The 18,736-nt window shown below is 72.9% G+C and carries 16 protein-coding genes and 1 pseudogene; 8 read left to right on the top strand and 9 right to left on the bottom strand.

Annotation, left to right across the window (positions count from 1 at the left end):
- Positions 1-33: 33 nt before the first annotated feature.
- Genes AWQ71_RS33500 through AWQ71_RS33485 form a run of 4 tightly spaced genes read right to left on the bottom strand, consistent with a single transcriptional unit; the run spans position 34 to position 3,975 of the window.
- A complete protein-coding gene (locus tag AWQ71_RS33500; protein WP_067141162.1) occupies positions 34-1,137 on the bottom strand; it encodes an ABC transporter ATP-binding protein in 1,104 nt (367 codons plus the stop codon).
- A complete protein-coding gene (locus AWQ71_RS33495) occupies positions 1,134-1,985 on the bottom strand; it encodes an ABC transporter permease (protein WP_084259576.1) in 852 nt (283 codons plus the stop codon). Before AWQ71_RS33495 ends, AWQ71_RS33500 begins: the two co-directional genes overlap by 4 nt.
- Positions 1,973-2,836, bottom strand: a complete 864-nt coding sequence (locus tag AWQ71_RS33490; protein ID WP_067141159.1) for an ABC transporter permease — start codon at positions 2,834-2,836, stop codon at positions 1,973-1,975. Before AWQ71_RS33490 ends, AWQ71_RS33495 begins: the two co-directional genes overlap by 13 nt.
- Entirely contained in the window at positions 2,833-3,975 is a 1,143-nt protein-coding gene (locus AWQ71_RS33485) for an ABC transporter substrate-binding protein (protein ID WP_245658742.1), read from the bottom strand. The genes AWQ71_RS33490 and AWQ71_RS33485 overlap by 4 nt, the downstream gene beginning before the upstream one ends.
- Before the next feature lie 246 nt (positions 3,976-4,221).
- Here AWQ71_RS33485 and AWQ71_RS33480 point away from each other — a divergent pair, with 246 nt between their 5' ends.
- Positions 4,222-4,488, top strand: a complete 267-nt coding sequence (locus AWQ71_RS33480) for a DUF6504 family protein (RefSeq protein WP_084259575.1) — start codon at positions 4,222-4,224, stop codon at positions 4,486-4,488.
- Positions 4,488-8,234: a DNA polymerase III subunit alpha gene (locus AWQ71_RS33475; protein ID WP_067141150.1), complete on the top strand. Its 3,747-nt coding sequence runs from the start codon at positions 4,488-4,490 to the stop codon at positions 8,232-8,234. Before AWQ71_RS33480 ends, AWQ71_RS33475 begins: the two co-directional genes overlap by 1 nt.
- Positions 8,235-8,293: 59 nt before the next feature.
- On the opposite strand, the pseudogene AWQ71_RS44065 reads toward AWQ71_RS33475, so the two are convergent.
- From AWQ71_RS44065 to AWQ71_RS33465, 3 genes and pseudogenes are all read right to left on the bottom strand, one after another.
- A pseudogene (locus AWQ71_RS44065) lies at positions 8,294-8,773 on the bottom strand (DUF4328 domain-containing protein); the annotation flags it as partial.
- A gap of 356 nt (positions 8,774-9,129) precedes the next feature.
- Entirely contained in the window at positions 9,130-10,143 is a 1,014-nt protein-coding gene (locus AWQ71_RS33470) for an LLM class F420-dependent oxidoreductase (RefSeq protein ID WP_067141147.1), read from the bottom strand.
- 50 nt (positions 10,144-10,193) lie between these two features.
- On the bottom strand, positions 10,194-10,907 hold the full coding sequence (locus AWQ71_RS33465) for a FadR/GntR family transcriptional regulator (protein ID WP_067141144.1): 714 nt from the start codon (positions 10,905-10,907) through the stop codon (positions 10,194-10,196).
- A 100-nt stretch (positions 10,908-11,007) separates the two neighbouring features.
- On the opposite strand from AWQ71_RS33465, the gene AWQ71_RS33460 reads away from it, so the two are divergent.
- From AWQ71_RS33460 to AWQ71_RS33450, 3 genes are read left to right on the top strand one after another with little or no spacing between them, the layout of a single operon-like run.
- On the top strand, positions 11,008-11,760 hold the full coding sequence (locus AWQ71_RS33460) for a (Fe-S)-binding protein (protein ID WP_067141141.1): 753 nt from the start codon (positions 11,008-11,010) through the stop codon (positions 11,758-11,760).
- Positions 11,757-13,211, top strand: a complete 1,455-nt coding sequence (locus AWQ71_RS33455) for a lactate utilization protein B (protein WP_245658740.1) — start codon at positions 11,757-11,759, stop codon at positions 13,209-13,211. The genes AWQ71_RS33460 and AWQ71_RS33455 overlap by 4 nt, the downstream gene beginning before the upstream one ends.
- Positions 13,208-13,873 carry a LutC/YkgG family protein gene (locus AWQ71_RS33450; RefSeq protein ID WP_067141138.1) on the top strand — a complete coding sequence of 222 codons (666 nt, stop codon included), beginning with the start codon at positions 13,208-13,210 and terminating at the stop codon, positions 13,871-13,873. The genes AWQ71_RS33455 and AWQ71_RS33450 overlap by 4 nt, the downstream gene beginning before the upstream one ends.
- Here the strand turns inward: AWQ71_RS33450 and AWQ71_RS33445 are convergent.
- Positions 13,863-14,930: a baeRF2 domain-containing protein gene (locus AWQ71_RS33445; RefSeq protein WP_067141135.1), complete on the bottom strand. Its 1,068-nt coding sequence runs from the start codon at positions 14,928-14,930 to the stop codon at positions 13,863-13,865. The two genes, AWQ71_RS33450 and AWQ71_RS33445, sit on opposite strands and share 11 nt — an antisense overlap.
- 14 nt (positions 14,931-14,944) lie before the next feature.
- Entirely contained in the window at positions 14,945-15,325 is a 381-nt protein-coding gene (locus AWQ71_RS33440; RefSeq protein WP_067141133.1) for a DUF2795 domain-containing protein, read from the bottom strand.
- A gap of 79 nt (positions 15,326-15,404) precedes the next feature.
- Here AWQ71_RS33440 and AWQ71_RS40905 point away from each other — a divergent pair, with 79 nt between their 5' ends.
- The 3 genes from AWQ71_RS40905 to cobT all read left to right on the top strand — a co-directional run bounded on the left by AWQ71_RS40905 (position 15,405) and on the right by cobT (position 18,638).
- Complete coding sequence (locus AWQ71_RS40905; RefSeq protein WP_169806691.1) at positions 15,405-16,481, top strand: GNAT family N-acetyltransferase; 1,077 nt, start codon at positions 15,405-15,407, stop codon at positions 16,479-16,481.
- Between the two features lie 152 nt (positions 16,482-16,633).
- Positions 16,634-17,533, top strand: coding sequence for a sirohydrochlorin chelatase (locus tag AWQ71_RS33430; RefSeq protein ID WP_084259571.1), 900 nt, complete (start codon positions 16,634-16,636; stop codon positions 17,531-17,533).
- A gap of 16 nt (positions 17,534-17,549) precedes the next feature.
- Positions 17,550-18,638 carry a nicotinate-nucleotide--dimethylbenzimidazole phosphoribosyltransferase gene (cobT, locus tag AWQ71_RS33425; protein WP_084259570.1) on the top strand — a complete coding sequence of 363 codons (1,089 nt, stop codon included), beginning with the start codon at positions 17,550-17,552 and terminating at the stop codon, positions 18,636-18,638.
- The last annotated feature ends 98 nt before the right edge of the window (positions 18,639-18,736 follow it).

The following is an 18,736-nucleotide window of genomic DNA, read 5'->3' as shown; positions in this document are numbered from 1 at the left end:
ACGCATGCGGCGCGGGAAACAGATGTACCGCCGCTAGGAGTCGGCGCCCTCGAGGTCGGCGGCCGACACCAGGACGGGGCGGTCGACGAAGGCGACGGTCACGGTGACGCCGGGCGCGAGCCGGACGGAGTCGTGGCCGGGCACATCGGCGAGCAGCTCCGCGCCGTCCGCGAGCTGGACGCGCAGGCGCGCGATCGAGCCGCGGAAGGAGGAGGCGACCACCGTGGCCGTGCCCTCGGCCGAGGGGGTGGCGAGCACCGCCTCGGGCCGGACGAGCACGTCGACCGGCCCGTGGACGGGCGGTCCGTCGACGGGCAGCGTCTGTCCCAGCACCGTGACCCGCTCGCCCGAGGCGGCCCCGGGAACGTGGTTCATCGTGCCGACGAACTCGGCGACGAACGGCGTGGCCGGCCGGTCGTACAGCGTGGCCGGGGCGGCGACCTGCTCCAGGCGTCCCGCGCGGAGCACGGCCACCCGGTCGGCGACCGACAGCGCCTCCTCCTGGTCGTGCGTCACGAAGATCGTCGTGATGCCGAGGGAGAGCTGGAGTCGGCGGATCTCCTCACGGAGCGCGCCGCGGACCTTGGCGTCCAGGGCGGACAGCGGCTCGTCGAGCAGCAGCACCCGCGGTTCGAGCGCGAGCGCCCTGGCGATGGCGACGCGCTGCTGCTGCCCGCCGGAGAGCTGGTGCGGGTACCGCTCGCCGACGGTGGGGAGGCCGACCAGCTCCAGCAGCTCCTGCGCCCTGGCGTGCCGTTTGGCCGCCGCGACCTTGCGTACGCGCAGGCCGAAGGCCACATTGTCCCGGGCGTTGAGGTTCGGGAAGAGGCTGTAGGACTGGAACACCATTCCGGCGTCGCGCCGGTTGGCGGGCACGCCGGTGATGTCCCGGCCGTCGATGAGGACCGCTCCCTCGTCGGGGTGCTCGAACCCGGCGACGCACCGCAGGGCGGTGGTCTTGCCGCATCCGGACGGGCCGAGCAGGGCGAGCAGTTCGCCGGGCTCGGCGGCGAGGTCCAGGCCGTCGAGGGCGACGGTGCCGCCGAAACGCCGGTGCAGCCCGCGAAGCTCCACCCTGGCTCCGGCGGCGGCCTCCGTGACGGCTTCGCCGGTGGCCCCGGTGACGGGCGCGGTCATGATCGATTCCTTCCTGCGAGGGAGACGGCGAGCAGAACCAGCCAGGTGAGCAGCAGGCTGAACAGCGAGACGGCGACCGATACCTGGGCCTGCGAGCCGGAAATGTAGACGATCCACACCGGGAACGGTTGGAAGCTGAGCAGCCGCGCGACGGTGAACTCCCCGAGCACCAGCGCCAGCGTGAGGAACGACGCGCCGGCCAGGGCCGAGCGCAGGTTCGGGACGATCACCCGGAACATGACGTGCGGCCAGGAGGCCCCGCAGTTGCGCGCCGCCTCCACGAGCGTGCGCACGTCGATCGCGCGCAGCCCCGCGTCCAGTGAGCGGTAGACGTAGGGCAGGGCGAGCACCACGTACGCGAGCACGAGCACCACGGGGAAATCCGGGTTCTGCAAGGCGATGATCGTTTGGTAGAAGGGGGTTGTGGCCAGGTATTCCGGCCCGAACCGCAGCACGGTGCCGATCCCCGCGACGAACGTGATCGGCGGGACGACGAGCGGCAGCGTGCACACCACCTCCAGGACCGGCCGCAGCCGCGGCGCGCCCAGTCGTACGGCCAGCATGGCCGGCAGGGCGAGCAGCAGGACGACCGCGATGGTCGCCACCGCCAGCGCCAGCGACAGCAGCAGGCTGGAGGCGAACCCGGGAGCCGAGAAGATCTGGCCGTAGGCGTCGAGGCTGAAGCCCTGGGGGTCGTCCACCGTGAACCAGAACGAGGCGGCCATCGGCACCAGGAAGTACACCGCGGCCAGCGCCAGCACGACCACGCGCCAGGCCCGCGGCCGTTCCTTGCGCCCGGGGGCGGAGGACGCGTTTCCGGCGATCGGGGCCGGCGTCAGCGCAGCCATCGGGCGCTCCTCCGTTGCAGCGGCAGGTAGACGGCCATGACCAGCCCGGCGACCACGATCATGTCGAGGCTGAGCGCGAGTGCCACGTTCTCGTGGCCGATGAGGACGTTGCCGGTCAGCGCGTTCGCGATCTGGAGGGTGACCAGCGGCACCGTCGTGCCGACCATCGCCGCGGCTGTGGCGTAGGCGGCGAAGGCGCTGCCGAACAGGAGCACCACCGCGCCGAGCAGTGACGGCGCGAGCACGGGCACGCCCACATACCGCCAGTACTGCCAGGCCGAGGCGCCGTTGTTCAGCGCGGCCTCGCGCCACTGCGGCCGCAGGCCGTCCAGGGCGGGGGTGACGACGAGAACCGTCAGCGGGACGGAGAAATACAGGTAGACCAGGGTGAGTCCCCAGAAGTTGTAGAGGCTCCACCCGTGCTCGCCGAGCCCGAGGGCGCGGGTGACGACGCCGGAGTTGCCCAGCGTGGCGATCCAGGCGAACGCCAGCGGCACCCCGCCGAAGTTCGCCAGGACGCCCGACGCCGTGAGGACGGCCTGGCGCAGCCGGGAGGCGACCACGGCCTGGGCGAGGAAGACGCCGAGGACCGTGCCGAGCACCGCGACCGTCGCCGACAGCTTCACGCTCCCGATCAGCGCGGTGAGATAGGCCCCCTGCAGCGACTCGGCCAGGTTCTCGCCGGTGAACCGCCCCTGGCGGACGAACGTGCCGCCGAGCAGCACGACCAGCGGCGCGCCGAAGACGACCGCGACGAACGCCAGCAGCGGCGCCGTCGCGATCCATCCTCTCGAGCTTTTACGGTTCCGGCCCGGCACCGGGACGGAAGCCGTACTTACGGGACGGCTCATCCGGAGACCGCGGCGCCCCAGCCGGAGGCGAGGGTCTCCTTGGCCTTGTTGATCTGGGCCTCGCTCGCGAACGTGGGCGTCCCCTCGACCGTGGGGAGCTTGGCCACGACGGCGGCGTCGGCCGTGCCGTCGGTCTGCATCGCGGGCAGCAGGACCGCGCGGGCGTAGCCCTTGAGGTAGAGGTTCTGGCCCTCGGCGCTGAAGAGGAACTCCTGCCACAGGCGGGCGGCCGCCGGGTGCGGCGCGTCCTTGTTGACGGCCTGCGCGTAGAACTGCGAGTACTTGCCGTCGCTCGGCACGACGACCTTCCAGTCGACGCCCTTGTCCGCGAACTGGTCGGCGTACCCGGCGTTGAGGTAGTCCCAGTCGATGCTGATCGGCGTCTCACCGTTCTGGACGGTGGCCGGGGTGGACTCGACGGGGTTGAAGTTGCCGGCGGCCTTGAGCTTCTTGAAGAACTCCAGGCCCGGCTGGATGTCGTCGAACGAGCCGCCGTCGGCCAGAGCCGCGGCGTAGACCCCGGCGAAGGCCGCGCCCGCCTTGGTCGGGTCGCCGTTCAGCGCGACCTTGCCCTTGTACTCGGGCTTGAGCAGGTCGGCGTACGTCTGGGGGCAGTTCGGCACCCTCTTGGCGTCGCAGCCGATCGAGACGTAGCCGCCGTAGTCGTTGACCCAGCCGCCGTCCGCGGCCTTCTGGCCGTCGGGGATCTTGTCCCACGTCTGCACCTTGTACGGCGCGAACAGGCCCTCCTGGGCGCCGCTCAGGGCGAAGGACTGGCCGAGGTCGAGCACGTCGGGGGCGCGGTCCTGGCCCTTGAGCGTCTTCACCGCGTTGATCTCGTCCGAGCTGGAGCCGTCGGGGTTGTCGCTGGTGATCGTGATGCCGTACTTGCTCGAGAAGGTGTCGAGGAGTTCCCCGTAGTTCGCCCAGTCGCGGGGCAGCGCGATGACGTTGAGCTTGCCTTCCTTCTTGGCGGCCTCAACCAGCTTGTCCATCCCGCCGAAGTCGGCGACGGAGGTGGCGGCCTTCGCGTCGGGTCCTCCGGAGGAGGTGTTCTCGGCGGGTGCGGCTCCGCAGGCCGCGCTCAAGGGGATGGCCAGGGAAAGGGTGGCCACGAGGCCGGCGATGCGTGCAGACACGCTTTTGTCTCCCGCTGTCGTACCTGAATCGAACATGGGCGAACCCGATGTAACTGAGCAAACCCAGTTAGCCCTGGGCAGATTGCGCTTTGGTGAACAGAAGGGCCCGAGATGATGGCGCTTTGTGAACGGGTCGCGGCGCGTTCCCCCCGACCGGGTTGCGGTCGATCTTCTGAGAACATATGTTCGAAGTAGTACGTAGCGCCCGCCTTCCCCCGGGTGCCGACCATGGGGGGAAGATCCGTCTTGAGCAGACTTTACGGCGATCCGATCGAGGTGTGGGTCAGGGACGGCCGGCCCGCCCAGTTCGTCTGGCGCGACCGTCTCTATGCGATCCGCCAGGTCCAGGATCACTGGGTGGTGGCCCGCGAGTGGTGGAAGACCTCCGACGCCGACCCGGGTGAGCGGCGGTTCTGGCGGGTCGAGGCCGGCATGGGCCCCGGCGTCGGGACCTACGAGCTGCGCTTCGACACCGCGAGCCGCGGCTGGCTGCTGCTGAGGGCGTGGGACTGATGGCCTCCTTCGTCCATCTCCACGTGGCCTCGGCCTACTCCCTCCGGTACGGCACGGCCTTCCCGCCCGCCCTGGTCGCGCGCGCGGCGGCCCACGGCATGGACGCCCTCGCGCTGACCGACCGCGACGGCCTCTACGGCGTGATCAAGCACATCCAGGCATGCCACGCTGAGGGGCTCGCCCCCATCGCCGGCGTCGACCTGGTCCTGCGCGCCCACGACCACCGTGCGGCGCGCGGCGGGCGCGCGGGCGTCCACGGCGACGCCGGGGAGACCCGGGGCGACGGCCCGGCGGGCGACGACGAGCGGCGGGTCGTCGTCCTGGCCCGCGCGGACGGCTGGGGCCCCCTGTGCCGCCTCGTCACCGCCGCTCACCACGCGGGCGAGCGCGGCGAGCCGTACGTGACGCGCGAGATGCTCGCCGAGCACGCGCGCGGGCCCGAGGGCGAGCCTCGGCTGGTGGTGTTGCTCGGGCCCAGGTCCGACGTCGGCCGCGCGGCGGCCGGGCAGCGCGACGAGGAGGCGCGGGCGCTGCTGGCCGACTGGCGCGCCGCGGCGCCCGACGTCGTGGTCGAGGTGGCCGACCATTACGGCTACCGCGACGCGAACGTCGCCGCCCGGATGCTCGGCCTGGCCGACTGGGCGGGCCTCCCCGCCGTGCTGACCAACGCGGTGCGCCACCTCGACCCCGACGACCACCAGGTCGGCAACGTGCTGGACGCCGCGCGCCGGCTCGCGCCGCTGCACGCCCGGCACCTGGAGCAGTCCTCCCAGGCGTACCTCAAGAGCGGCGAGGAGATGGCCCGGGTGGCGGAGCGGGTCTGCGGCGGCGACCGGAGCCGGATGGCCCGGCTCCTGGCGGAGACGCGCCGTGTGGCGGAGCGGTGCGCGCTCGACCCGGTCGAGATCGTCCCGCTGCTGTCCGACCCGCCGGGCGCGCCGCACCTGCCCGAGGTCGGCGGCGACCCGGTCCCGATGCTGCGGAGCCGCTGCGAGGAGGGGCTGCGCCGCCGCGGGATGGAACGGTCGAAAGAGGCCAGGGAGCGGCTCGCCACCGAGCTGGACATCATCGAGCGGAAGCGGCTGTCCGGCTACTTCGTCGCGGTGGCCGACATCACCGACATGATCCGCGGCATGGGGGTGCGCTGCGCGGTCCGCGGCTCCGGCGCGGGCAGCCTGGTCAACTACCTTGCCGGCATCGGCGAGGTGAACCCCCTCGAACACGGCCTGCTCATGGAGCGCTTCCTGTCCGAGGGCCGCCGCGGCCTGCCGGACATCGACGTGGACGTCGAGTCCGCGCGCCGGCTCGACTGCTACCGCGCCATCCTCGGCCGGTACGGCGAGGCCCAGGTGGCCTGCGTCTCCATGATGGAGACCTACCGGGCGCGCAGCGCGATCAGGGACGTCGGCTCCGCCATGGGGCTGCCCCCGCACGAGATCGACGCCATCGCGAAGGCGTTCCCGCACATCCGCGCCAAGCAGATCCGGGCCGCCCTGGCCGACCTCCCCGAGTTGCGCGACAGCGGCCTGAACGACCGGTCGCTGGAGACCGTGTTCCGGCTCGCGGAGAAGCTCGACGGGCTGCCCCGGCACATCGCGCTGCATCCGTGCGGCGTGCTGGTCGGCAACGCGGCGCTGCGCGACCGCACGCCGGTGGAGCGCAGCATGCTCGACTTCCCGATGTCGCAGTTCGACAAGGACGACGTCGAGGAGGCGGGCCTGCTCAAGCTGGACGTGCTCGGCGTGCGGATGCAGTCCGCGATGGCCCACGCGCTGGACGAGATCGAGCGGGTCGACGGCGTGCGGGTCGACCTGGACGCCGTCCCGCGCGACGACGTGGACACCTACGACATGATCTGCTCGGGCCACACGATCGGCTGCTTCCAGATCGAGTCGCCCGGCCAGCGCGAGCTGGTCGCCAAGCTGGAGCCGCGCACGATGCACGACCTGATCGTGGACATCTCGCTGTTCCGGCCGGGCCCGGTCAACTCCGACATGGTCACGCCGTACCTGGAGGCCAGGCACGGCTTCCGGCGGCCGTCGTACGCGCACGAGGAGCTGCGCGAGGCGCTGCGGGAGACCCACGGCGTGGTCGTCTTCCACGAGCAGGTGCTGAAGGTCGTCGACGTCATGACCGGCTGCGGGCTGTCGGAGGCGGAGCAGGCCCGCCGCGCCCTCGGCACGCCGGAGGGCAGGGAGGCGGTCCACGACTGGTTCGTGCCGCTGGCCGCGGAGAGGGGGTTCGACCCCGCCACGGTGGAGAAGGCGTGGAAGGTCCTCGACGCGTTCGGCGCGTTCGGGTTCTGCAAGGCGCACGCGGCGGCGTTCGCGCTGCCGACCTACCAGTCGGCGTGGCTGAAGCGGCATCACGCGGCCGCCTTCCTGGCGGGCGTGCTCACCCACGAGCCGGGCATGTATCCGAGCCGGGTGATCCTCGACGAGGCCCGCCGGTGCGGCGTCGGGATCCTGGCTCTGGACGTCAACCACTCCGGCCGGCACTGGCGGGTCGAGAAGACCGGCGGCGAGCCGGCCGGACCGCCTCCCGAGGAGCCGTACGGCGAGGCGACGGGAGAGCCGACGGAGGAGCCGACGGGAGAGCCGCTGACCCTCCGCGTCCGGCCCGGCGACCTGGGCCCGCGGCGGCAGGACGTCGATCTCGGCAGTGGTGTCGACAGCGGCGTCGGTAGTGGCGTTGATGGCGGACCCGACGGGGGGACCGGAGGGTTCGGCCGGGGCTACGCCCTGCGCGTGCCGTTCTCCGCGGTACGCGGGGTCAGCGAGGCCGAGATCGACCGGATGGTCGCCGGCCAGCCGTACACGTCGGTGGCCGACTTCTGGGAGCGGGCCCGCCCGTCCCGGCCGGTCGCGGAGCGGATCGTCGAGGTCGGCGGCCTCGACACGATGTACGGCCTGCGCCCCGGCGGCCCCCGATGGCGGCCCGGCCGCCTGACCAGGCGGGACCTGATCGCCCAGGTGGGCGCGCTCGACCGCTCGTCGGCGGCCGGCGTGGCGGCCAAGGGCGACACGGCGGCGGTGCAGCTCCCGATGGCGTTCGCCGAACGGGTCACCCCGGGCGAACTGCCGGAGATGACCGAGGCCGAGGTGGTCGAGGCCGAGCTCGCCGTCCTCGGCATGGACGTCAGCCGGCACGTGATCGGCTTCCATGACGAGCTGCTCGACGCGATCGGCGTCGTCCGGGCGAGAGACCTGCTGCGGCAGCGCAACGGCGCCGAGATCCTGGTCGCCGGGGTCAAGGTGGCGACCCAGACGCCCGCCGTGCGGTCGGGACAGCGGGTCATCTTCCTCACCCTCGACGACTCCACCGGACCGATCGATCTGACGTTCTTCGAGTCGGTGCAGGCGCACACGGCGGCGACCGTGTTCGGGTCGTGGCTGCTGGTCGCGCGGGGGGTGGTCCGGCGGACCGGCGCGCGGGCCGTCTCGCTGCGCGCCCTGAACTGCTGGAACCTCGTCGATCTCGACGAGCTGTGGCGCGCGCCGCCGCCCCGCGGAGGCGTCGACGCCGTACGCGCCCTGCTGGAGGAGACGCCGGAGCCCGACGGCGGCGTCGGCGGCCGTCCCATCGAGTACGGCAACGGCTACCGGCTCTCGCCCTACTCCGACATCGGGCCGGCCCCGGGCGTGCGCGACGCCGCGGCCTTCCTGGCCCATCCCACCGAGCCCCAGCGGCGGCTCTGGCACGCGAGCTCCGGCAGCTCCGGGCCCACCCGCACGCGCAGGCGGTGACGGCCCGCGTCGGCCGGGGCGGCGGCCGCCCGCGGGTCGCGGAATCCGGTGATCCGGTGGACGGTCGCGGCGCACAGCGCGGCGGCGACCGCCGCCGTCACCAGTTCGAGCGGCCCCACGCCGGTCAGGTCGGCCGGACCGTGGGTGCGCGGCAGCCGTACCAGGATCAGCCAGATCAGCGTCAGCCAGCTCATCCACCAGCCGGCGAGCAGCGGGAGCCAGCGGGAGCGGCTCCCCCTGCCGCGCGCCGCCTCCCGCCAGGCCTGGTCGGCGACGATCGGGGGCGCCACGAGGTTCACGCCCGGCACCAGCCAGGCGCCGAGCGTGTAGAGGCCGGAGGAGGCCGGCCGCACCTTCCGCAGCCAGCCCAGATAGGCCACCGCCGCCGCGACGGTGGCCCCGGCGAGCAGCAGTATGAGGATCGCGAACACGGTCACGGCCCCGACCACCTCGCGGGCGGCCGGGTTGTGCGGATCGCCGCCGAACGCCGCGATCTCGCGGGACAGCCGTCGTCCGCGTACGTGCTCGAAGAGCACCATCGCGGCCATCGCGGCGACCTGCGCGCCGAGGCTCGCGTAGACGGCCGCGGCCGACCGGCTCACTTCCGACGAGGCGGACCGCATGTGTTTCTCCCCCCGGCCTCCGTGTCACTTGCCCCTCTCGTATCCCATTGATACCGGCGCTAATCGGAGCCGATCCGGCGTCCGCCACGGGCCATAGAAAGGTTTGGCACACGCTTCCCGCCAGCTTTGGCCGGGCGATCGATCGTCGCTGGTGAAGGGAGGTCCGAAGGGTGGTCTGAAGGGAGGTCCGAAGGGTGGTCTGAAGGGAGGTCCGAAGAGTGGGGTGAAGAGTGACCGCGGTGCAGGGGGCGACCGCTGACGGCGGGGAGGGTCTAGCCGCGGACGAGGTCGCGGACGGTCCGCAGCGTCTCCTCGTCGCGCGGCCCCATGACGAGGAGGTTCGTCACCGGGCTGGCCCGCCACGGCTTCAGCCGCTCCCGGATCCGGGCGGGCGGCCCGACCAGCGAGATGCCGTCGGCCAGTTCGTCCGGGATCGCGGCGAACGCCTCCTCCTTGCGTCCGGAGAGATAGAGCGCCTGGATGCGCTCGGCCGCCTCGGCGTACCCCATGCGGCCGATGATGTCGGCGTGGAAGTTGCGCGTCTTCGCGCCCATGCCGCCGATGTACAGCGTGAGCATCATCTTGACGCCGTCCAGGGCGGCCCGGACGTCGTCGGTGACCATCGTCATGACCATGGCCGCCACGTCGAAGCCCGGCCGCGTCCCGGCGAGCGCCGTGCCGTACATCGTGTCGATCTTGTCGGGGAAGGTGAACAGCGGCAGCCAGCCCTGGGCGATCTCGGCGGCGAGCGCGACGTTCTTCGGACCCTCCGCGCCGAGGTAGACGGGGATGTCGGCGCGGAGCGGGCGGGTGATGAGCTTCAGCGGCTTGCCGAGGCCGCCGGGCAGCGGCAGCGGATAGTGCGGCCCGTCATTCGTAACAGGTTCTTCCCGGCGCCAGATCTTGCGCATGATCTCGACGTACTCCCGGGTCCGGGCCAGCGGGCGGGCGAACGGCCGGCCGTACCAGCCCTCGACGACCTGCGGCCCGGACGCGCCGACGCCGAGGAGCAGCCGGCCGCCGGTGAGGTGGTCCAGCGTCATCGCGGTCATCGCGGTGGCCGCGGGTGTGCGCGCGGAGAGCTGCGCCACGCTCGTGCCGAGCTTGATTCTGCTGGTCCGCGCGCCGTACCAGGCGAGCGGGGTGAACGCGTCGCTCCCGTACGCCTCGGCCGTCCACACCGAGTCGTATCCCAGGCGTTCGGCGGCCTGGACGAGCCCGGTGGCGTCGTCGGCGGTCCGCTGCCAGTAGCCCAGATTCAGTCCCAGTCTCAGGTCCTCGGCCACCCGGTCCTCCTCAGGTCGCGTCTGCGCGTGGAACCTGATTAGAACACGTTCTAGCTCGGATAGGCACGGGCCAGATGCTCGGCGACGGCGGCCGTCGCGGCCTCGGCGTCGCGGGCGCGCACCGCGTCGAGGATGCGGCGGTGGTCGGCCTGCAGATCCGCCGTGTCGCCGAGGCGGCGCACCGCGTCGACGGCGTAGCGCCGTACCGCGTCGCGCAGGGCGCGCATGATCGCGGAGGTGAGCCGGTTGCCGGAGGCCGCCGCGAGGGCCATGTGGAAGGCGATGTCGTGCGCGACGAACTCCTCGGGGGTGGCGGCGGCGTCCATCGCGGCGACGGCCCGGGCCATCTCGTCGAGCGCGGCCCCGCCGTCGCCCGCGGCACGGGCGGCCGCCCACTGCTCGATCATCAGGCGGGTGTCCACGACCTCGCGCATGGTGAGCGTGGACAGGCTCAGGTTGAGCCGGAGCAGCTCGGTGAGCGCGCTGTCCGGCCGCGACGTCAACACCGCCCCGGCGTCCGGGCCCCGCCCGGCCTGGGACGACACCACACCGAGGGTCGCGAGCGCGCGCAGGGCCTCGCGGACCGACGAACGGCTCACCCGGAGCTCCTCCGCGAGCTGGCGCTCCCCGGGCAGCCGGTCGCCGACGGTGAGCCCGCCGGCGGCGATCCGCTCCTCGATCCGGTCGAGGACCTCCTCGAAGGCCCGCGTCCGGGCGCCCTCCGGGGCGCGCCGGGGCTCCCGGTGACCGTCGACGACGCTCAACGTCCGTCCTCCTCCGCGTGGGACCGGCTCTCCGGCCGGGTGTGTGGGCGGGTGTATGGTCAGACCATATTTGGTCCGACCATACCTGCGGGAGCCGTACGTGCGGGTCGCCCTGTTCATCACCTGCGTCAATGACACGCTCTTTCCCGGGACGGGGAAGGCGACGGTGACGCTGCTGCGCCGCCTCGGCGTCGACGTCGCGTTCCCCCGGGCGCAGACCTGCTGCGGGCAGATGCACGTCAACACCGGCTATCGCGAGGAGGGCGTACGGCTGGCGCGCCACTTCGCCGAGGTCTTCGGCGGGTACGACGCGGTGGTCGTGCCCTCGGGCTCGTGCGGGGCCATGGTCCGCGAGCAGTACCCGCGGCTGGCCCCCGCCGCGACCGAAGAGGTGGTGCCGAAGGTTTACGAGCTCTCCGAGTTCCTGATCGACGTGCTCGGCGTGACCGACGTGGGGGCGTATTACCCGCACCGGGTGACCTACCACCCCACCTGCCACTCGCTGCGCGGCCTCCACCTCGGCGACCGGCCGCTGCGGCTGCTGCGGAACGTCCGGGGGCTGGAGCTCGTGCCGCTTCCCGGCGCCGAGGAATGCTGCGGCTTCGGCGGCACCTTTGCCGTGAAAAATCCTGCGATATCCGCCGCGATGTGCGCCGACAAGGTCGGGAACGTCATGGCCACGGGGGCGCAGGTCCTGTGCGCCGCCGACAACTCCTGCCTGATGCACATCGGGGGGACGCTCACCCGCCAGAAGACCGGAGTCAAGATCATGCATCTGGCCGAGATCCTCGCCGCGACCGAGGCCACCGAGGACGCCCCGGCCGCCGCGACGATCGAGAGGTCCGCGCCGTGAGCCGCACCTTCCTCGGCATGCCCGGCCGCGCCCTGGAACGCGGCTTCCCCGCCAACGCGGCCGCGGCCGTACGCGACTCGCAACTGCGGTTCAACCTGCGCAAGGCGACCCGCACGATCCGCGGCAAGCGGGCGTCCGTCGTCGCCGAGCTGCCCGACTGGGAGGGGCTCCGCCAGGCCGGCAAGTCGATCAAGGACCACACGCTGCGCAACCTCGACCGCTACCTGCTGCAGCTCGAAGGCGCGGTCACCGCCGCCGGCGGGCACGTCCACTGGGCGAGGGACGCCGACGAGGCCAACCGCATCGTCGCCGGCCTGGTCAAGGCCACCGGCGAGACCGAGGTGGTCAAGGTCAAGTCGATGGCCACCCAGGAGATCGGCCTGAACGAGGCGCTCGCCGCCGAAGGCGTCACCGCGTACGAGACCGACCTGGCCGAGCTGATCGTCCAACTCGGCGACGACTGGCCCTCGCACATCCTGGTCCCGGCCATCCACCGCAACCGCGCGGAGATCCGCGAGATCTTCCGGAAGCGGATGGGCGAGTGGGGCCGGCCCGCGCCGGAGGACCTCACCGACGACCCGCGGGCGCTCGCCGAGGCCGCCCGGCTGCACCTGCGCGAGCGCTTCCTCTCCACCAAGGTCGCGATCTCCGGGGCGAACTTCATGATCGCCGAGACGGGGACCCTGGTCGTGCTGGAGTCCGAGGGCAACGGCCGGATGTGCCTCACCCTGCCCCGGACGCTGATCAGCGTCGTCGGCATCGAGAAGATCCTGCCGACCTGGCGCGACCTGGAGGTCTTCCTCCAGCTCCTGCCCCGGAGCTCGACCGGCGAGCGGATGAACCCCTACACCTCCACCTGGACCGGCGCGACCGAGGGGCAGGAGTTCCACCTCGTCCTGCTCGACAACGGGCGCACCGACGTCCTCGCCGACGAGGTCGGCCGCCAGGCGCTGCGCTGCATCCGCTGCTCCGCCTGCCTCAACGTCTGCCCGGTGTACGAGCGCGCCGGCGGACACGCCTACGGATCGGTCTATCCCGGCCCGATCGGGGCGATCCTCACGCCGCAGCTCCGCGGCATGGGATCGGAGCTGGACCGTTCGCTGCCGTACGCGTCGTCGCTGTGCGGCGCCTGCTACGAGGTGTGCCCGGTGGCCATCGACATCCCGGAGGTGCTGGTCGACCTGCGGGCCAAGGCGCGGCATCCGCGCGCGGAGCGCCTGGGCATGGCGGCCGCGGGCTGGATATTCAACCGGCCGGAACGGCTGGCGCTGGCGCAGCGGGCGGGCGGGCGGCTGCGCCGGTTCGTGCCGAAGCGGCTGCCCGGCCCGATGTCGGCGTGGACCGACACCCGCGACATCCCGGACATCCCCCGCGAGTCGTTCCGCGACTGGTGGGACCGCACCGGAGGAGGACAGACGGGAACCGAACCCAGGGACGGAGCCGCCCGATGAACGCCCGCGACCAGATCCTCGCCCGCATCCGGGGCGCCGTCACGGGCGCGCCCGACGTGGAGGTGCCCCGCGACTACCGGGGCGCGACCGGCCCCGGCCCCGGTGCCGGGACCGCGGAGCCGCGGCTGATCGACCTGCTCGCCGAGCGGCTGCGCGACTACCGGGCGATCGTCCACGTGGTCCCCGAGGCCGAGATCGCCTCCGTGGTGCGGGAGGCGCTCGCCCGCCGCGCCGCCGCCCGCCTCGTCGTCCCGGACGGCCTCCCGTCCGCCTGGCTCCGCCCCCCGGAGGGGGAGGCCGTGCCGTACGAGACCGTGCCGTACGAGACCGTGCGGGACGACCCCGAACTGAGCGCCGGCGACCTCGACCGCGTGGACGGCGTGATCACCGGATGCGCGGCGGCGATCGCGGAGACCGGCACGATCGTCCTCGACGCCGGCCCAGGCCAGGGACGTCGCGCGCTGACGCTGCTGCCGGACTACCACCTGTGCGTCGTCCGCGCCGACCAGGTCGTGGCGGGAGTGCCGGACGCCGTGGCCGTGCTGGTCGCCGAACGGCCCCTGACCTGGATCAGCGGGCCGTCGGCGACCAGCGACATCGAGCTCGACCGGGTCGAGGGCGTGCACGGCCCGCGCACCCTCGAAGTCGTGATCAGTACCTGAGCACCGCGCCGACGCCGTCGGGAGAGTCGAGTTCCGGCACGAACCAGAGCTCGGCGTCGGTCATCGCGACGGCGCGGGCCAGGGCGGCGTCGGCCCGCTCCTCGACCGGCAGGTCCACCCCCAGGTCGGTCAGCTCGCCCGGCTCGGCGGCGAGCTGGGTGCCCTCCGGGCCGATCCACAGCGTGGCGTCGGAGGACGGGTCGTCCCGCAGCAGCAGCGTCGCCACCCGCCCGTCGCGCAGCACCCGCGCGGTCTCGGCCAGGCCGGTCGCGTACGGCCCCTCGTGGTAGGCGTCGAGCAGCGCGGTGTGCCGTTTGCGCTGCCAGGCCTCGATGGCGTGGTTCACCTCCGCATGGAACGGCCCGTCGGCGGCCCCCGGGGCGCGGCTGCCGCGCTCGGCCACCACGACCCGGGACGCCGCGTCCTTGCCGAGAGCATCCATGATCATGCGGCGGGTCTGCGGCTCGCCCGCCAGCACGATGATCTCCGCGCCGATGCTGTGCGCCTCCTTGTCCATCACCTCGGCCACCGCGACGGCGTTGAGCCGCCAGGTCTCCTCGGCGTCCCGCTCGTACCGGGTCTGCGACCATCCCCCCTGGCCGGTCTTCTGGATGGGCCAGTCGGCGGCCTCGACCGACAGCTCGCGCTTCGGGCCGCCGCAGGAGACGATCACGTCCGCGCCCGCGTGGTCGGCCAGGACCGCCAGATGCGGCACCGTCTCTCCGCGCTGGGCCAGCATGGGCACCACATGGGGCAGCGGCGACCAGCGGGCGATCTCGCGCCGGGGCGACGCGGCCAGGGGTTCGGTCAGCACGACGGAGGTCCCCTCGGCGAACACCGCGCGCCCGGGCGCCGTCGGCGTCGGCTCCTTGACCAGCTCGCCGACGGCGGCGCGTACCTCGGGCGAGGCGCCTCGCGCCGCCAGCTCCTCGTCGATCCGCCGCCAGCGCAGCTCGACCGCGCTGGCCTCCTCCTCCGTGATGCGGGTGGTGTCCAGATAGACCGAGACGAAAGGTCCGCGGCGCTCGTACAGATGACGGACTGAGTCCAGTCTCACGAGGTCTCCCCTCATCAGCGGTGGCGCTCGACGCCGAGCCCCAGGGCCTCGGCCACCTCGCCGACGTTGTGGAACTTGAGCTCGGGAAGCTGGCGTACGGCCTCGATCACGGCGTCGGGAGCGCTCTTCTCCTCGGCGTGGGCCAGCAGGTTCTCGCGGTTGGCCGGATATTCGGCGTCGCTCAGCCACATCGCCAGGTGGCTGCGGCGCTCGACGTCCGCGGGGGTGATGCCGCTCGACGTCCCCGGCGGCCGGCGGCCCGGCTGCGGATCGTTCGGCTGTGGATCGTTCTCGGTGTGGGTGGTGCCGCCGCCCTGAGTGAGGCCCTCAGTCTCGTGCTTCCGCTCGTCGTCCGCCCGGGGGCTGTGCTTGTCGCTGCCGCGTTGGATACTCATGACCTCACCTCCCGAATCGGGTCATGTGGAGGCCCGTACCCGCCCCGTCCCCCCCAAACATCGCAACCGGAGGGAATCCATGTTCGACGAGCGCCTCACGATCGCCACCGAGCGGCTCGTCCTGCGGCCCTTCGGCCCCGGTGACGCCGCGCAGGTACGCGAGATCGTCAAGGAAGGCGAGCAGGTGGGGCTGCCTCCGGGCGCCCCGGGCCACGCGATCGGCGTCGCCGCCTGGCTCTCCCAGGGCGTACACGAGCTGTGGCGCTCGGGCCAGGGCATCCACCTCGCGATGGAGACGGGTGGCGTGATCGTCGGCGCCATCAGCCTGTTCAAGGCCCAGTGGGCCGCGGCCATCGCCGAGGTCGGCTACGGCGTCCGCCCCTCCTACCGGGGACGCGGGTACGCGCCCGAGGCGCTCAGGGGGCTCACCGACCGTGTGCTCGGCCCCGGGCCGCTGCGCCGGGTCGAGCTGCGGGCGAACCTGGACAACACCGCCTCGATCAGGGTCGCGGAGAAGGCGGGGTTCATCCGCGAGGGGGTGCTGCGCGGCGCCGGTTTCGAGGACGACGGCCCGCACGACCTGGTCGTCTTCGGCCTGCTGCGCGGCGACGGCCGCACGGTCGTCGGACGCAGGCTCGGCGGCGAGCACATCGTCCTGCGGCCGTTCGACCGGCGGGACGCCTTCGACGTGCTCGCCGCGGTGCGGGACGACCCCGAGATCGCCCGCTGGATGCCGTGGGCCGCCGGTTACACCCTGGAGCGCGCCGTCGAGTGGTGCACCCGCCACGCCCACGCGCCCGGCCTCTCCGGCGCCAACTTCGCCATCGAGCCGCGCGACGGCGGGCGGTTCGCGGGCGCGGTCGGCGTCCACCGGGCCGACCGGGAGCGGGGCGACGTCGAGGTGGGCTACTGGATCTCGCCGTGGGCGCGCAGGCGCGGCTACGCCGTCGAGGCGACCCGGCTCGTCACCGCGCACCTGCTCGACCTCGGCTTCGACCGCGTCCAGTTGGTGATCGCGACCGGCAACCACGCGAGCCAGGCGGTGGCGAAACGGGCCGGATTCGCCCAGGAAGGCATCCTGCGGCAGGCGGTTCCGGTGCCCGGCGGACGCTCCGATGCCGTAATGTTCAGTGTGCTCAGAGGGGAAATGCAATGAAATTCCCTATGTGTGGAGCGGCCACCGGCCGGATGATCGTCTCGCCCGTCTGACCCTGCCGATGGCACGAGCAGTGCCCATCGTCGGCACGGTCGGCTATCCTCGCGAGCCGGATTACAAATCCGCAGGTCAAGGCATGGGAGATCAGGCAGATGAAACCGCCGCTGCTGCTCATCGGGCACGGTACCCACGATGAGACGGGGGTCGCCGAGTTCGGCAGGTTCGTCCATCGGCTCCGCTGCCGACTCGACCAGCGCGTCGCCGAGGTCAGCGGAGGCTTCATCACCAAGGCCAAGCCGCAGCTCCGCGACTCCATCTCCTCGCTGATCGCGCACGGCCACCATCACCTCATCGCGCTGCCGCTCAGCCTCACCGGCGACCGCGAGGCCCTCGGCGACATCCCCGGCACCATGGCGCTGGAGCAGGAGCGTCACCCCACCCTGGAGTTCGACCTCGCCCGGCCGCTCGGCCCCGACCACCGCATCCTCGAACTGCTCGCCGAGCGGCTCGCCGACGCCCAGGCCGACATGCCCCGCCTCGTCACCGAGGAGATGCCCGAGGACATCACCCCCGCCGAGACGGCCGTCGTCCTGGTCGGCCACGGCGCCGCCGACCCCGCCGTCAACGCCGAGGTCCACCGCGTCTCCCGGCTGTTCTGGGAGACCCACGCCCCCGAGATGCTGACCGTCGAGACCGCGTACATGTCGCACAACCGGCCCGGCGTCCCCGGCGGCCTGGAGCGCTGCCGCCGGCTCGGGGCCAAGCGCGTGATCGTCCTGCCGTACCTGCTGTTCGCCGGCGGCGTCCTCGAACGCATCTGGGCCCAGGCCCTGGCGTACGGCGCGAACCACGAGGGCCTGGACATCCGCTGCGCCGAGGTCATCGGCGACTGCGAGGGCCTCGCCGACGTCGTCATCGACCGGTACGAGGAGGCGCTGGCCGGCGCCGCCGACCCGGGCGTGTGGACGGCACGCCGCCGGTTCACCGAGGCCCTGGCCGTCGAGCGCATGGCCAGGGACGAGCCCGAGCCGGAGATCCCCACCCCCGTCTGACATTGGAGAACACGCGTTGACCCCGCTTGATGAGACGATCTCGGCGATCCGCCCGGCCGACCGCAACGCGATGGCGCGGGCACGAGAGCACCAGGACCGGCTCACCAAGCCGCGCGGCGCCCTCGGCGCGCTCGAAGACGTCGCCGTACGGCTCGCCGGGGTGGCGGGCGTCTGCCCGCCACCGATGCCGGCGCCCGCCGCGCTCGCGATCTTCGCCGCCGACCACGGCGTCCACGCCCAGGGTGTCTCGCCGTGGCCGCAGGAGGTGACCACCCAGATGGTGGCCAACTTCCTGGCCGGCGGGGCCGTGGCCAACGCCTTCGCCGCCTCGGCCGGGGCCTCGGTGACCGTGGTCGACGTGGGCGTCGCCGCCGACCTGCCCGCCGCGCCCGGCCTGCGCGCCCGCAAGGTCGCGTACGGCACGGCCGACCTGTCCCTCGGTCCCGCCATGACCGCCGGCCAGGCCGCCGCCGCGCTCGCGGTGGGCGTCGAGACGGCCCGCGAGCTGATCGAGGACGGCGCCCGCTGTCTCATCACCGGGGACATGGGCATCGCCAACACCACCGCCTCCGCCGCGCTCATCTGCGCGTACACCGGGCGCGAGGCGGCGGAGGTGACCGGGCGCGGCACCGGCATCGACGACGTCACCCACCAGCACAAGATCGACGTCGTGCGCCGGGCGCTGGAGGTCAACCGGCTGCGGGAGGCCGACGGCTTCGCGCCGGAGCGGCGCGACGACGCGCTGCGCGCCCTCGCCTCCGTCGGGGGGTTGGAACACGCCGCGATCGCCGGGTTCATCCTCGCCGCCGCCGCGGCGCGCGTGCCGGTCATCCTCGACGGCGTGATCGCCGGCTCCGCCGCCCTCGCGGCCGTCGCCCTTGCCCCCGCCGCCGCCGCCTATTGCGTCGCCGGGCACCGATCGGCCGAGCCCGGCCACGCCGCGACCCTCGACCACCTCGGTCTGCGGCCGCTCGTCGACCTCGAACTCCGCCTCGGCGAGGGCACCGGCGGCCTGCTCGCCCACCCGCTGGTCAGCGCGGCCGTACGGGTGATGCACGAGGTCGCCACCTTCGACTCCGCCGGCGTGACCGACAAGGAGCGGTGACCCGCCCTGCTCTAGGATCTGTCGGGCGAACGGCACGGGGGAGCCCGCCGCCCGACGGAGCCTGATCCGCTGAGCCGCCGGTCACCGGCCAACCGGTA

The sequence above is a fragment of the Microtetraspora malaysiensis genome (genome assembly GCF_001528665.1).
In the GTDB taxonomy this organism is placed as follows: Bacteria; Actinomycetota; Actinomycetes; order Streptosporangiales; family Streptosporangiaceae; genus Microtetraspora_A; species Microtetraspora_A malaysiensis.
This window is presented reverse-complemented; position numbering and strand designations above follow the sequence as displayed.

Bases quoted from the DNA above. Each gene is read 5' to 3' on its own strand.
- AWQ71_RS33500 (WP_067141162.1), bottom strand. From the start codon at position 1,137: ATGACCGCGCCCGTCACCGGGGCCACCGGCGAAGCCGTCACGGAGGCC.
- AWQ71_RS33495 (WP_084259576.1), bottom strand. From the start codon at position 1,985: ATGGCTGCGCTGACGCCGGCCCCGATCGCCGGAAACGCGTCCTCCGCC.
- AWQ71_RS33490 (WP_067141159.1), bottom strand. From the start codon at position 2,836: ATGAGCCGTCCCGTAAGTACGGCTTCCGTCCCGGTGCCGGGCCGGAAC.
- AWQ71_RS33475 (WP_067141150.1), top strand. From the start codon at position 4,488: ATGGCCTCCTTCGTCCATCTCCACGTGGCCTCGGCCTACTCCCTCCGG.
- AWQ71_RS33450 (WP_067141138.1), top strand. From the start codon at position 13,208: ATGAACGCCCGCGACCAGATCCTCGCCCGCATCCGGGGCGCCGTCACG.
- AWQ71_RS33440 (WP_067141133.1), bottom strand. From the start codon at position 15,325: ATGAGTATCCAACGCGGCAGCGACAAGCACAGCCCCCGGGCGGACGAC.
- AWQ71_RS40905 (WP_169806691.1), top strand. From the start codon at position 15,405: ATGTTCGACGAGCGCCTCACGATCGCCACCGAGCGGCTCGTCCTGCGG.
- AWQ71_RS33430 (WP_084259571.1), top strand. From the start codon at position 16,634: ATGAAACCGCCGCTGCTGCTCATCGGGCACGGTACCCACGATGAGACG.